This window comes from Frondihabitans sp. 4ASC-45 (assembly GCF_049472575.1).
GTDB lineage: Bacteria > Actinomycetota > Actinomycetes > Actinomycetales > Microbacteriaceae > Frondihabitans.
The window spans coordinates 204,306-217,527 of the sequence record NZ_JBCEBN010000005.1 but is presented as its reverse complement, the minus strand read 5'-3'; the positions used below and the strand labels follow the sequence as shown (position 1 = coordinate 217,527).

Annotated in this window: 13 protein-coding genes; 5 read left to right on the top strand and 8 right to left on the bottom strand. The window is 67.4% G+C overall.

The window, feature by feature from the left end; translation table 11 throughout:
- Positions 1-17: 17 nt before the first annotated feature.
- From pstA to VH571_RS10230, 5 genes are all read right to left on the bottom strand, one after another.
- Positions 18-1,103, bottom strand: a complete 1,086-nt coding sequence (pstA, locus tag VH571_RS10250; protein ID WP_423264464.1) for a phosphate ABC transporter permease PstA — start codon at positions 1,101-1,103, stop codon at positions 18-20.
- Positions 1,103-2,062 carry a phosphate ABC transporter permease subunit PstC gene (gene pstC / locus VH571_RS10245; RefSeq protein ID WP_194603058.1) on the bottom strand — a complete coding sequence of 320 codons (960 nt, stop codon included), beginning with the start codon at positions 2,060-2,062 and terminating at the stop codon, positions 1,103-1,105. Before pstC ends, pstA begins: the two co-directional genes overlap by 1 nt.
- A 137-nt stretch (positions 2,063-2,199) precedes the next feature.
- The gene (gene pstS / locus VH571_RS10240; protein WP_423264463.1) at positions 2,200-3,294 is read right to left on the bottom strand and encodes a phosphate ABC transporter substrate-binding protein PstS; all 1,095 of its coding nucleotides are present in this window, start codon (positions 3,292-3,294) and stop codon (positions 2,200-2,202) included.
- 399 nt (positions 3,295-3,693) lie between these two features.
- Positions 3,694-4,671 (bottom strand): NUDIX hydrolase, encoded by a 978-nt coding sequence (locus VH571_RS10235; RefSeq protein WP_423264462.1) that lies wholly within the window; start codon positions 4,669-4,671, stop codon positions 3,694-3,696.
- Entirely contained in the window at positions 4,668-6,842 is a 2,175-nt protein-coding gene (locus VH571_RS10230; RefSeq protein ID WP_423264460.1) for an RNA degradosome polyphosphate kinase, read from the bottom strand. Before VH571_RS10230 ends, VH571_RS10235 begins: the two co-directional genes overlap by 4 nt.
- A 132-nt stretch (positions 6,843-6,974) precedes the next feature.
- On the opposite strand from VH571_RS10230, the gene VH571_RS10225 reads away from it, so the two are divergent.
- Positions 6,975-7,250, top strand: a complete 276-nt coding sequence (locus tag VH571_RS10225) for a hypothetical protein (RefSeq protein ID WP_423264459.1) — start codon at positions 6,975-6,977, stop codon at positions 7,248-7,250.
- Between the two features lie 141 nt (positions 7,251-7,391).
- Here VH571_RS10225 and mshD read toward each other — a convergent pair whose 3' ends face one another.
- Both mshD and VH571_RS10215 read right to left on the bottom strand, forming a co-directional pair.
- On the bottom strand, positions 7,392-8,327 hold the full coding sequence (mshD, locus tag VH571_RS10220) for a mycothiol synthase (RefSeq protein WP_423264457.1): 936 nt from the start codon (positions 8,325-8,327) through the stop codon (positions 7,392-7,394).
- Positions 8,311-8,994, bottom strand: a complete 684-nt coding sequence (locus VH571_RS10215; protein ID WP_055965244.1) for a winged helix-turn-helix domain-containing protein — start codon at positions 8,992-8,994, stop codon at positions 8,311-8,313. Before VH571_RS10215 ends, mshD begins: the two co-directional genes overlap by 17 nt.
- Positions 8,995-9,099: 105 nt before the next feature.
- Here VH571_RS10215 and VH571_RS10210 point away from each other — a divergent pair, with 105 nt between their 5' ends.
- The 4 genes from VH571_RS10210 (at position 9,100) to VH571_RS10195 (ending at position 12,320) form a co-directional block, all read left to right on the top strand.
- A complete protein-coding gene (locus VH571_RS10210; protein WP_423264456.1) occupies positions 9,100-9,381 on the top strand; it encodes a hypothetical protein in 282 nt (93 codons plus the stop codon).
- A gap of 146 nt (positions 9,382-9,527) precedes the next feature.
- Positions 9,528-10,133 (top strand): FABP family protein, encoded by a 606-nt coding sequence (locus VH571_RS10205; RefSeq protein WP_055965250.1) that lies wholly within the window; start codon positions 9,528-9,530, stop codon positions 10,131-10,133.
- Complete coding sequence (locus VH571_RS10200; protein ID WP_423264455.1) at positions 10,123-11,232, top strand: YgfZ/GcvT domain-containing protein; 1,110 nt, start codon at positions 10,123-10,125, stop codon at positions 11,230-11,232. Before VH571_RS10205 ends, VH571_RS10200 begins: the two co-directional genes overlap by 11 nt.
- A 2-nt stretch (positions 11,233-11,234) precedes the next feature.
- The gene (locus VH571_RS10195; protein ID WP_423264454.1) at positions 11,235-12,320 is read left to right on the top strand and encodes an FUSC family protein; all 1,086 of its coding nucleotides are present in this window, start codon (positions 11,235-11,237) and stop codon (positions 12,318-12,320) included.
- A 94-nt stretch (positions 12,321-12,414) separates the two neighbouring features.
- Here VH571_RS10195 and VH571_RS10190 read toward each other — a convergent pair whose 3' ends face one another.
- Positions 12,415-13,203, bottom strand: coding sequence for a class I SAM-dependent methyltransferase (locus VH571_RS10190; protein ID WP_423264453.1), 789 nt, complete (start codon positions 13,201-13,203; stop codon positions 12,415-12,417).
- Positions 13,204-13,222 lie beyond the last annotated feature (19 nt).

Sequence of the window (13,222 nt, the reverse complement as noted above, 5' to 3'; positions counted from 1 at the left end):
CTGAGGCGATGCCGCAGCTAGCGGCTGAGCTTGGGGGCGAAGAAGCGGCCGATGAGGCGGGCCAACAGGTTCAGGGCCATGACGATCAGGATCAGTACGAGGGCGCCGGTCCAGGCACGCTCCACGAACGGTGTGGCATTTGGCCCCTGGTTGGCGTACTGGGTGTAGACGAACACCGGCAGGGTCATCATGCGGTCTTGGAGCAGGTCGTAGTTCATGCTCGTCGTGAAGCCGGTCGTGATGAGCAGGGGCGCGGTCTCGCCGATGACGCGCGAGATCGCCAGCATCACACCCGTCGTGAGACCGGCGATCGACGTCGGCAGGATGACCTTGACGATCGTCAGCCACTTCGGCACACCGAGAGCGAAGCTCGCCTCGCGCAGCTCGTTCGGCACGATCTTCAGGATTTCTTCGCTGGAGCGGACCACGACCGGGATCATGAGCACGCTGAGCGCGATCGAGCCGACGATACCGGCACGGTACGCCGGACCGAGAAGGAGGGAGAAGAGCGCGAAGGCGAACAGGCCGGCGACGATGGAGGGGATGCCCGTCATCACGTCGACGAAGAACGTGATCGATCGAGCCAGACGACCCCGGCCGTACTCGACCAGGTAGATCGAGGTGAGCAGGCCGATCGGGACGCTGATCAGTGTCGCGATGGCCGTGATCTCGAGGGTTCCGACGATCGCGTGCAGGGCGCCGCCGCCGTCGCCGATCACGTTGCGCATCGACTCACTGAAGTAAGCGGAGTCGAAGCGGGCGAGCCCGCGTGACAAGACTGTGTAGATGAGCGAGATCAGGGGGAGCAGGGTCACGATGAAGGCCGTGGCGACCAGCGAGGTGACGAGGCGGTCCTTCGCCTTGCGGCCCCCCTCGACGACCATCGAGATCACGACGATGAGGATGTCGAAGAGGATGGTGCCGAAGAAGAGGGCGCCGACGATGTTGAAATCGCTGGTGGTGCCCGATGCCTCAAGCAACAGGAAGATGACCACGAAGATCGCCCAACTGACGATGAGCAAGCCCCACGGGGCACCCTTCGGCAGCTTGCCGGCGGTCAGCGTGTTGGTGCGAGTGGACGTATTGCGGACGGCGACCGACATCAGTTGGCTCCCGAGAAGTCTTTGCGGCGGTTGACGACGAACCGGGCCGCCATGTTGACCAGCAGTGTGATGACGAAGAGGATCAGGCCCGACGCAATGAGGGTGTTCAGACCGACTCCCTGCGCCTCGTTGAACTGGAGCGCGATGTTGGCGGCGATCGTGTTCGGGTTCTGACTCGTCAGAAGGAAGATGTTCACGACCGCGGCCGGCGACAGCACGATCGCGATGGCGAGGGTCTCACCGAGGGCGCGACCGAGGCCGAGCATGACCGCGGAGACCATGCCGGAGCGAGCGAACGGAAGCACCGCCATCTGGATCATCTCGAAGCGCGTCGCGCCGAGGGCCAGAGCGGCCTCTTCGTGGAGACGAGGAGCCTGCAGGAAGATCTCGCGCATGACCGCGGTCATGATCGGCAGGATCATCACGGCGAGCACGATGGACGCCGTGAGGATCGTCTTGCCGGTGCCGGAGACGGGCCCGGCGAAGAGGGGGATCCAGCCGAGCTTGTCGACGAGAGTCGAGTAGAAGGGCTGGATGAAGGGGGCGAGCACGAGCACGCCCCAGAGGCCGAACACGACGCTGGGCACGGCTGCCAGCAGGTCGATGATGTAGCCGAGCAGCTGGCTGATGCGGCGCGGTGCGTAGTGCGAGATGAAGAGCGCGATGCCGAGCGCGAGCGGGGTAGCGATGATGAGGGCCAGCAGGGCAGCCCAGATGGTGCCGAAGACGAGGGGGCCGACGTAGTCCCAGAAGCTCTTCGCGCCCTGAGGGATCTCGCCGGGCTTGGCGGTCAGCGCCGGGATGCTCTGCACGATGAGGAACAGGGCGACCGCGACGAGCACGACGAGGATCAACGACCCCGAAAGCACCGTTGCGGTGGAGAAGACGCGATCGCCGAGACGAACGACGGACTTGGGTCGGGTGTCTGCCTTGGAGGGGCGTTCCGCGGTAGCGGTCATGAAGAGGAGATCCTGCTCTGGCTCGGTGGGCCGCACGACTGTTCGGGATAGAGGAGCTGGGCACTGGGTGGTGCTAGTGAAGCAGAGGAATCCGGGCCGCGGAAGAGTCCGCGACCCGGATCCTGGTCGTGCTGGTGTTACTTGATGGTGGCGGCAGCCGTCGCGACCTTGGAGGCGAGGTCGCTGGTCAGCTCAGCCGACTTGGCCTGCTCGGCGGCGGCCTTCTGACCGTCGGAGCTGGCTGCGTAGGTGGCGTAGGCCTTGACCAGGTTGCCCTTGGCGCTGTCCTTGTAGGTGTCGCAGGCGATGATGTAGCTCACGAGCACGAGAGGCCAGTCGCCCTTGTCGGTCAGCGTCCGGTCGATGTTGATCGCGAGGTCGTTGTCAGCGCGGCCTTCGACCAGCGGGGACTTCGAGACCACCGCGGCGGCGCCGTCGGCGCTGAGCTCGGTGGCGGTTCCGCCGACCATCAGCTTCGCGACGGAAAGGTCGCCCACAGCCGAGTCGTCGAGGTACGTGATCGAGTTCTTCGAGTTCTTGGCGGCGTCGGCCACACCGGAACCACCCTTGGCAGCGTCACCCACGGAGTAGGGGAACGTCTGCGAGGCCTCTTCGGTCCAGACCGACTTGGCCTGGCTCGCGAGGTACTGCGAGAAGTTGAAGGTGGTGCCGGAGTCGTCCGAGCGGTGCACGACCGTGATCGCGGCGCTGGGGAGCTTCGCGTCGGGGTTCAGCTTGGTGATCGCCGCGTCGTTCCACTTGGTGATCGTGCCCTTGAAGATGCCGGCGATGGTGTCGGCGTCGAGGGTGAGGTCGGTGAGGCCGTCGACGTTGTACGCGATGGCGATCGGCGAGATGTAGACGGGGAGGTCGATGGCCTTAGAGTCGGCAGCGCACCCGGCGAAGGTCGACTTCAGCTCGTCGTCCGAGAGAGCGGCGTCGGAGCCGGCGAAGTCAGCAGCACCCGAGATGAAGCTGGTGCGACCGGCGCCGGAGCCCTGCGGGTCGTAGTTGACGTTGGCGTCGCCGTTGGCCTGCTGGAAGGCGGAAGCCCAGGCGGTCTCAGCGGCCTGCTGAGCAGACGAGCCGATGCCGTTGATGGTGCCGGAGAGGTCGCTCGAGCCGGCGGACGAGCCAGTGCCCGAACCGCCCTCGTTCGATGCACAGGAAGACAGTGCAATTGCTCCGACGATGGCGATGGCGGCGATGCTGCCAACTCGCTTGATGTTCACAGATTTCCCTTCGGGGAGGACTAAGTCGTGATGCAGGGGGGTGCCCCCGTGAGGGAGCGAGACTCGAATGAGTCACGGGCCGGTGCTGACCCGCGAGCGAGGCTACGTTTCTGCGTTAACGACGTTCGTCTGTATTGGTGAACGGAAGGTGAACGGCCGGGGAACAAGCGCCGGGGATCCGAGGGGTTGGTCGGCCGAGGAGTAGAGCGGATCGCCAGGCTGCGCCTCCTGAGTTCAGGTGGAGTGCTCGGCGAGTCCTGCGTTAGGGGGCTGGCAGCGCCACAAGTCCTCGGTTCAGGATCCGGGGCGCCGCTCACGCCTGAGTTGTGCGCCCGTTGCCCTGAATACATGAGCCCTGAGTGCAGGTGCCCTGGCGGCGGATCCTGAGCCCCTGCCCGCTTACAGGCCTGACCCGTGCGTCTCGATGGCGACGAGCGTCGCATCGGCACGGGACAGGTGCAGCACGGTGTAGTCGCCGGTGCTGAGCGAGCCGAAGCGGCGGAGGTCGAGCGCGTAGCCGCCGTTCGCCTGGGACGCGATCTGTCGGATGATCTCGGGCAAGACGGGCCCGTGGCTGCACAGGACGGCGTCGACCCGCTTCTTCAAGCGCTTCTTGACGACGCCTGCGACGTCGGCGGTGCCGGCCTCGAACGCGTCTTGGCTGAGGGCATCTGTCTGGCGGACACCCACGTGCGAGGCCGCCGACAGCGGCTCGACCGTGGCCAGGCACCGGGCGGCGGTGCTGCTGATGATGCGTGCGGGTCGCCAGGAGGCGATTCCCGGTGCGATCGCCTTGGCCTGTTTGCGGCCGACTGGCAGCAGCGGCCTCGTCGAATCGGCGCCCGACCACTCACCGGGCGCCACGGTCTTGGCGTGCCGCAGAGCCACGATCGCGAACGTGCGCGCCTGGTCGGCGGCGACTCGATCGGCGAAGCGGTCGAGGATCTCGGCGTCACGCTCGTAGGTGAGCTGCGCACGAGCCTTGGCAAGGGGGACCCACTCGATCTTCTGCACCTCGTCGTTCGGAACGAAGGATCCGGCCGCAGCGAACTCGGCATCACCGATCTCAGCGGCCCAGTAGTGCACGACCTTGTCGCGCCCGCCCGGCAGAAGGTATTCGGCCGTGCCGAGCGGTGCGCCGAGGGCGACGGAGTAGCCGGTCTCTTCGCGGATCTCGCGCACAGCCGTCTGGGGGGTCGACTCACCGGAATCGACCTTGCCCTTCGGCAGCGACACGTCGTGGTGGTAATCGCGGTGGATCAGAAGCACCCGGACTTTTCCGTCGACGAGCCTCCAGCACACGGCGCCCGCGGCGACGATCGTGGTGGCGGCCGGCTTCGCGGCCGTCTGCAGGGGCGTGTCTCGCCTGGGTGTCACCGTGTGGAACGCCTTCTCTTGCTGATCTGCTTCATCAGGCCATCTTGCATGTCGGCGAGACGTTCGCCCGAATCGCTGCGCGAGTGGCGCTCCCACGAGCCCTCGGGCGTGAGGTACCACGACGATGTCTCGGGCGACATGGCCAGGTTGAAGAGCGCCTCGATCTCGGCGAGGTGATCGTCTTGGACGAGCCGGACCAGCACTTCGACACGGCGGTCGAGGTTGCGGTGCATCATGTCGGCGCTACCGATGAAGACCTGCGGGTCGCCCTCGTTGTGGAACGAGAACAGGCGGGAGTGCTCGAGGTAGCGGCCCAGAATGGAGCGCACGCGGATGTTCTCGCTGAGGCCGGGGATACCCGCCTTGAGCGAGCAGATGCCGCGCACCCAGATGTCGATCGGCACCCCCGCGTTGCTCGCGTGGTAGAGCGCGTCGATGATCTCTTCGTCGACCATCGAGTTGATCTTGATGCGGATGCCCGAGGGCTTGCCGGCGGCGGCGTTCTCCGCCTCGACGGCGATGCGCTTGATGAGGCCCTTGCGCAGGTGGAGCGGCGCGACGAGCAGGCGCTTGAACTTCTTCTCGATTGCGTAGCCCGAGAGCTCGTTGAAGAGGCGGGTGACGTCTTTTCCGACCTGGTCGTCGGCGGTGAAGAGACCCATGTCTTCGTAGATGCGGCTGGTCTTGGGGTTGTAGTTGCCCGTGCCGATGTGCGTGTAGTGGCGGAGGCGACCGCCCTTCTCCTGGCGGATGACCAGCGCGAGCTTGCAATGCGTCTTCAGCCCGACGAGGCCGTAGACGACGTGCACGCCGGCCTTCTCGAGCTTGCGAGCCCAGGTGATGTTGTTCTGCTCGTCGAAGCGGGCCTTGATCTCGACCAGTGCGAGCACCTGCTTGCCGGCCTCGGCCGCGTCGATGAGGGCCTCGATGATGGGGCTGTCACCCGACGTGCGGTACAGGGTCTGTTTGATCGCCAGCACGTTCGGGTCGGCGGCGGCCTGCTCGAGGAACGCCTGCACGCTTGTCGCGAACGACTCGTAGGGGTGGTGCACGAGCACGTCACGACGCGAGATGCTCGCGAAGATGTCGGGCTTCATGTTCGGCTCGGTCGGCAGAAGCTGCACGGCCGTGGTCGGGAGGTGCTTGGCGTAGTGCAGCTCGGGGTTGGTGATCTTGGCGATCTCGAACAGGCCGGCGAGGTCGAGCGGCGCCGGAAGGCGATAGACCTCCTGGTCGGTGATGTCGAGCTCGCGGACGAGCAGCTCGAGCGTGACGGGATCCATGTCTTCGGTGATCTCGAGACGGATCGGCGGTCCGAAGCGGCGGCGCAGCAGCTCTTTCTCGAGCGCCTGGATGAGGTTTTCCGACTCGTCTTCGTCGATCTCGACGTCTTCGTTGCGGGTGACGCGGAAGACGTGGTGCTCGTTGACCTCCATGCCCGGGAACAGGTCTTGCAGGTGGTTCGCGATCAGGTCTTCGAGCGGGATGAAACGGAGGCGACCGCTGCCGTCGTCGGGCAGCTGTACGAAACGGGGGAGCACCTGCGGCACCTTGAGGCGCGCGAACTCCTGCTTCTCGGTCTTGGGGTTGCGCACTCGCACAGCGAGGTTGAGCGACAGGCCGGAGATATAGGGGAACGGGTGGGCCGGGTCGACGGCCAGCGGCATCAGCACCGGGAAGATCTGGTTGGAGAACACCTCGTGCATGCGTTCGCGGTCGGTCGCGTCGAGGTCGGACCACATCTCGACGTGGATGCCCGCTGCGTCGAGATCGGGCTTGACCGAGTCGCTGAAGGCGCGCGCGTGGCGGGCTTGGAGCTCGTAGGCGCGCGCGTTGATCGTCGCGAGGACGTCTTTGGGCGAGGTGCCGATGTTGGTTGGCACGGCGAGCCCAGTCGCGATGCGGCGCTTGAGGCCGGCCACCCGCACCATGAAGAACTCGTCGAGGTTGCTCGCGAAGATCGCGAGGAAGTTGGCGCGCTCGAGCAGCGGGGTGTCGGGATCTTCGGCGAGCTCGAGAACCCTCTGGTTGAACGACAGCCAGCTGATCTCGCGGTCGAGGAACCGGTCGGTCGGCAGGGTGGCGTCGACGTCGAAGGTGACCATCTCGTCGAAGTCGTCGATCAAGTCGTTCGAGACGGCTGCGCCGTCGACGTAGGGTTCGCTATCCATCTCTCAATCCTGCCACCCGTGGCTCTTCGCGCGGGCCGTGGCGTGTGAACTGTTGGTAACTCCGCCTCGACCTGATGAGTATTCGTATGTGATGTAGTAATTGACAGCCGCAGGGGATGAGAAAGGGGACAAATGACTAGCACCGTTACGCCGGAGCCCGCCCGCCGAACCGACGGACGAACGGTGGCCTTGTTCCTGGCCGGCACAATCGCTCTAGGCATAGTCATTCCCTGTGGCGGCCTTCTCGCGGCATTTGCCGCCAGCCTCACCGCATTGAAGACGAGCCCGCGGGCTCTTGCCCTGATCTGGACCGTCGCTGCTCTGCTTGCGCTCGCGGTGGTGCTCCCGTATCTCGGCGGATTCATTCCGCCCGTTGCGACCGGCTCGGATCCTGAAGTCGTCGGTTAGGCGACTCCCGGTGCCTCGTCAATTTGCGAGCGATCCGGCGAGGCAGTCACACCCGTTACTGCCGTTCGGCGTCTGCGCCGACGGATCGCTCTCAAATTCGCGTCTAGCGCGCGGGCTAACAGAACGGGCAGGCGGGCCAGGTCAGCGCGACAGGGTGTACTGCACGTCGATCGCGTGATCGGTGAAGCCCCGCGTCGCGTAAAGACCGAGCGCCGCGTCGTTGTCGCCCTCGACGTAGAGGGTGGCCGTCGCGACGCCGCGCTGAGCGAGCCGTGCCAGGCCGGCGTCGACGATCGCGCCGCCGAGGTGCTCGCCCTGGTGGTCGGGGGAGACGCCCACGGCGTAGAACTCGCCGAACGAGCCCGAGCCCGAATCAACGCCCGAGCCCGAGCCCGAGCCCGAATCCGACCCCGAGCCCGAATCATCGCCCGTACCCACCTCCACCTTCAACCAGGCGAATGCGAGCAGTTCGTCGTCTTTCCACAGCAGCAGGAAGTCGCCCGGATCGAACCAGTCGTCGGCCTTACGGGCGTCGAGGTCGAGTTGCGTGAGCGACCCCTGCTCCGGATGCGAGGCGAAGGCGCGCGCGTTGAGGTCGAGCCAGGCGGCGTCGTCGATGCCGGGACGGAACGCCCGGACAGCTAAGCCTGAAGGAAGCGCAGGATCCGACGCCCCCGCATCGACCCTGGCCCGCTGCTGCAGCAGGCGCCGCGTCGGCACGAAACCGAAGCCCTCGGCCAGTCGGCGGGCGGCCGGGTGGTCTCCGTGGGCCCACACGGCGAGCGGCCCTTCGGTGACGTCGATCACCGCGCGCAGAAGGACGGTGCCGAGGCCGGCCCCGCGAACGGCCGGGCGAACGACGAGTTCGGCCTCGCCCGGGCGCAGGATGGCCGCGGCGTCGTCGTCGCCGAGCACGGTCGCGTCGCCCGAGCGGGCCTCGACGAGAGCCTGGTCGGAGAACGGCGGCGAGCCGTCGGCGGCGGTGGCCTCGGCGGTGAGCGGGGCGAGCATCGCGGCGGCGGCGGCCCCGCTGCGGTCGGGCTGGCCGACCGGGGTGGCGTCAGCTTCTGAGGGCATCTCGCTGCTCGTCGTCGTAGACGTTGAAGCGGTAGCCGACGTTGCGCACGGTACCGATGAGCGACTCGAGGTCGCCGAGCTTTGCGCGGAGGCGCCGCACGTGCACGTCGACCGTGCGCGTGCCGCCGAAGTAGTCGTAACCCCAGACCTCGCTCAGCAGCTGCTCGCGCGTGAACACGCGTGACGGATGCGTCGCGAAGAAGCGGAGCAGTTCGAATTCTTTGAAGGTGAGGTCGAGGGGCTTGCCGTGCACCTTCGCCGAGTAGCTCGCCTCGTCGATGACGACGCCGGAGGCCTGGATCTTCGACCCGGTCTGGCTTTGGGCGAGGCGGCCGGTGACCAGCCTGATTCGCGCGTCGACCTCGGCGGGGCCGGCCGACTCGAGGATGACGTCGTCGACGCCCCACTCGGAGTTGACGGCGGTCAGGCCGCCCTCGGTGAGGACGAGCACGATGGGCACGGTGACGCCGGTGGTGCGCAGGATCTTGCAGAGCGACTTCGCGCTGGCGAGATCGGTGCGGGCATCGACGAAGATGAGGTCGCTCGAGGGGGCATTGACGAGGTGCGCGGGCTCTGCCGGGATCTGCCGGGTACGGTGACTGAGAAGGGCCAGTGCGGGCAGAACCTCGGGCGTACCGGAGGAAGTCAGGACCAAGAGCTGCGCCACACGACCTCCAGTTGATGTTCTCTCGTGATTCTAATTCACAGAGAAGTTGACCCCGGACCACCCTAGTGGGTGCCCCCATCAGCGCCAGTGGGCCAGGATGGAGGGGTGGAAACCAGCAACCGCCGAGTGCGCCTCCGTCTCGCGACGACCATTCCCGTGTGGTTCGTCGCTCTCGTGGGCGCCGTAGTCGTCGGCCTGACCGTCGACGGTGACGGCTATCTCGTCTGGCTTCCGCTCGTGCTGGGTTTCACCATCGTGTTGACGTTCTGCCTGCAGCTCGCCACCCGCGAGAAAGACGGGCTCGTCGACCGGACGATGCTGAGCCTGTCGGGAAGTCTCGTCGTGCTGGGTATCGCCACCGGGATCCTCGCTCTCCTCTCCCTCTGACCAGGCCTCGCGGGTAGGCTGACTGCATGGATTCTCTGCTTGCCCTCGAGATGTTCTACATCGGTCTGCTCGTCGTCGCGTCTCTCTGCATTGCGTTCATCGCGGTGACGGTGCTCGTGAAGCTGTTCAAAGGTCAGCGCTGACCCTTGATCGAAATTCCCGTCGACCTGCCCGCCGAGCTCGTTCCCCTCTCCTGGCTCATCGGGGTGTGGGAGGGCACCGGCGTCGTCGACTACAAGACCGGCGACGACCCCGAGTCGCGCCGCACCCATGAGTTCGGCCAGCGCGTGAGCTTCAGTCACGACGGCCTGCCGTTCCTCAACTACAGCTCGTACTCCTGGCTGCTCGACGAAGAGAACACACCGCTCGTCAGCGAGACCGGCTACTGGCGGCTCGACCGCCCGTCCGAAGAGGGAGACCGTGGCCCGGGAATGCTGCCGGGCGTGGGAATCCAGCCGTTCACCACGCCTAGGGCAGTCGAAGTGCTCCGCACGCCCGACGACGGGTTCAACATCGAGGTGGCCCTGGTGCACCCGACCGGTGTGAACGAGCTCTACCTCGGCCGGGTGAAGGGTCCGCGAATCGATCTCTCGACCGACGCCGTGGTCCGTTCCAGCAATGCCAAAGAGTATTCGGCCGCCACTCGCATGTACGGGCTCGTCGACAACCACCTCCTCTGGGCGTGGGATGTCGCGGCTCTCGGAAACGAGCTGCGCACGCACGCGTCGGGTCAGCTCGCTCGTGTCGAGTAGCGCTCCGGCGACGCCGTTCGCCGCACGACCGGGCTTCGTGGCCGACGACTCCACCGCCATCGCCGCGCACTTCGGCAACCCGCTCGTCGAACAGCGGGCACTTCTTTCAGGATCCGCGGTGGTCCAGGTGCCGTCGAGAGGTCTCGTCACGGTCTCGGGGCCCGACCGGCTATCGTGGCTCGATTCGCTCACCAGCCAGAGCCTCAAGGGCCTCGCAACCGGCAGCTCGACCGAGACGCTGCTGCTCGATCCCTCGGGCCGGGTGGAGCACGCGGCCGGTGTGCTCGACGACGGCGAGACCACGTGGTTGCTCGTCGACGCGGCCGAGGCCGAGAGCTTTGCCGCGTGGCTCGATCGGATGCGCTTCATGCTGCGCGTCGAGGTCGCTGACCGAAGCGCCGACTTCGCGGTGCTCGGATCGTTCGCCGACCTCGCGCTTCCCGCAGCCGGCCCCGCCGGCATCCCCCTCGTCTGGATCGACCCCTGGCACGAGGTCGCCGTCGGCGGCGTCGGTTACGCCGCCGAGGCCGGCCACCCGGCAGCCGACTGGAGCTACCGAGAGACGCTCGTCACGGCCGAGTCCCTTGCCGACGTCGCCGCATCCGAGATGCCCGTCGCCGGTGCCCTCGCGCTCGAGGCGCTCCGGGTCGCCGCCTGGCGTCCGCGCCTCGCGACCGAGGTCGACGAGCGGAGCATCCCGCACGAGCTCGATTGGCTCCGCTCGGCCGTGCACCTGGCCAAGGGCTGCTACCGCGGGCAAGAGACCGTCGCGAAGGTGCACAATCTCGGCCACCCGCCGAGACGTCTCGTCATGCTGCACCTCGACGGCTCCGACAACGTGCTGCCCGGTCACGGCGACGTCGTGCGCGAGGGTGACCGCGAGGTCGGTTCGATCACCTCGTCGGGCACCCACTTCGAGCTCGGCCCGATCGCGCTAGCCCTCGTCAAGCGCAGCCTCGACGTCACCGCGCCGCTGACCGTTCTGGCCGGCGACGACGACACCGTCGTGGCCGCCGCACAGCAGACCATCGTTCCCCCCGACGCCGGCGCCGCTGCCGGTGTTCCTCGGCTGCCGCGGCTCGGTGCCGTCCGGCGCTGACCGTGCGGTTCTCCCTCCCTCGGGCCGGGGGCTTCGACGTCCGTGCCTCGGCGTTGCGGGTGCGCTCCTCGCTGCCGGCGATGGTGCAGATCGTGCTCGCGGCCGGGATTGCGTACTCGATCGCCCGCTTCGGCATCGGTCACCCGATGCCGATCCTGGCCGTGACCGTCACCATTTCGTCTCTCGGTTTCGCCCGTGACGCGAGGCCGCGCCGCGTGCTCGAGAACGCCGTCGGTGTGGTCATCGGCATCGCGCTCAGCGAGCTCCTGCTCCTGGTCTTCGGCAAGGGCTTCTGGCAGTACGGCATCGTGCTCTTCGTCGCGCTCGCCGTGGCCCGGTTCCTGTCGCCGACCAGCGCCTTCGCCATCGCGGCGGCGACGCAGTCGATGTTCGTCATGCTCCTGCCCGATCCCGCGGGCGGGCCGTTCACCCGGTCGCTCGACGGGCTGGTCGGCGGGGCCGTTGCTCTCCTCATCACAGCGCTCGTTCCGCGGGACCCGATCGGCCTCGCCCGGGCCGATGCCCGTCGCCTCTTCGCCGAGCTCGACCCCGCGTTTGCCTCACTCGTGCGGGCACTTCGGCACGACGACGTCCGGCAGGCCGATGCGGCCCTCGACCGACTCCGCACGACGCAGCCGCTCCTCGACGACTGGGCGGCGACCCTCGACACGGCGTCGTCGATCTCGCGGATCTCGCCGTTTCTGCGACGCAAGGTGCCCGTCATAGCCGCGGAAGCGCGGATCCTGCGCTATCTCGACCTCGCGGTACGCAACCTCCGGGTGGTCACCCGACGCATCGACACCACGATCGGCGACGGCCGACGTCGGCCCGAGGTGGCTGACCTCGTGGCGAGCATCGCACTGGCGACGAGCGTGCTGGGGGAGTCGCTGGAGGCGGTGGAGCGGGTGCCGGCTGCCCAGGAGGCGCTGGTCGCGGTGGGGCGGAGGCTGGATCCTGCGGTCGTCCTGCCCGGTGCGCCCGTGGCCGAGACGGTGCTCGTGCTGATGCTGCGGCCGCTCGTCATCGACCTGCTCATGGCGACGGGATTGCCGCACGACGACGCGCGCTCGCGCCTCGCCGCGCTCTGACACCGGTTTTCGGTGTTGATACCGCCTTTCGACGGTGTCGGGCCCGAAATGCGGCGTCGGGCCCGCAAAGCGGCGCCAAGCTCGCGAAGCGGCGTCACGTCGGGGCGACCGCCGACCACGGCATCGAGATCTCGCCGAGCCTCCACCGCGCGCGCCCGTGCAGCACCGGCCAGCCCGCCGACCGCATCCCCTCGACGGTCGCGACCCAGCGCTGCACCGGCGAGTACACGGCGAGGGCGGCGTTGTAGCGCCAGTGGCGGTCGAGCTCCTCGAGGAACGCGTGGATCCTCTCGCCCTCGACGTTGCGGTGGATCAGCACCTTCGGCAACCGCTCGGCGACGATCAGTGGGCTCTCGAGCGAGGCGAGACGCAGCGACGCGGTGAATGTCTGCGGGCCGTCCGAAGTCACGTCGACCCAGCTCGCGACGCGGCCCACTTCGTTGCAGGTGCCCTCGACGAGGACGCCGCCGGGGGCGAGGCGCGAAACCATGAGATCCCAGGATCCGGCCACCGCCTCCTCGGGATACTGCCGCAGCACGTTCAGCGCCCGGATCACCGCCGGCCGCCGACCGGCCCGCTCCATTGCATCCGGCAGCGGCACTTCAAACCCGCCGAGCCGGAACGACACCCCCGGCTTGGCCGACAGGGATGCCAGCGCCACCCGTTCGGGCTCGATCTCGATGCCCACGACCTCGACCTCCGGCCGCACCCGAGCCAGTCGGTGGTGCAGTTCGAGCGGTGTCGTCGCGCTGGCGCCGTAGCCCAGATCGACGACCAGAGGATCCGCGGCGGTGCGGAATGCGGGCAGACTCGCGATCCAGCGATCGACCCGGCGCAGGCGGTTGGTGCCCGTGGTTCCGCGCGTGACGTGACCTGTGGGCATGCCACCATCCTAGGAACGA

Excerpts from the sequence above, each read along its gene's own strand:
- mshD (WP_423264457.1), bottom strand. The coding sequence starts at position 8,327 with ATGCCCTCAGAAGCTGACGCCACCCCGGTCGGCCAGCCCGACCGCAGC.
- pstA (WP_423264464.1), bottom strand. The coding sequence starts at position 1,103 with ATGTCGGTCGCCGTCCGCAATACGTCCACTCGCACCAACACGCTGACC.
- pstC (WP_194603058.1), bottom strand. The coding sequence starts at position 2,062 with ATGACCGCTACCGCGGAACGCCCCTCCAAGGCAGACACCCGACCCAAG.
- VH571_RS10230 (WP_423264460.1), bottom strand. The coding sequence starts at position 6,842 with ATGGATAGCGAACCCTACGTCGACGGCGCAGCCGTCTCGAACGACTTG.
- VH571_RS10190 (WP_423264453.1), bottom strand. The coding sequence starts at position 13,203 with ATGCCCACAGGTCACGTCACGCGCGGAACCACGGGCACCAACCGCCTG.
- VH571_RS10225 (WP_423264459.1), top strand. The coding sequence starts at position 6,975 with ATGACTAGCACCGTTACGCCGGAGCCCGCCCGCCGAACCGACGGACGA.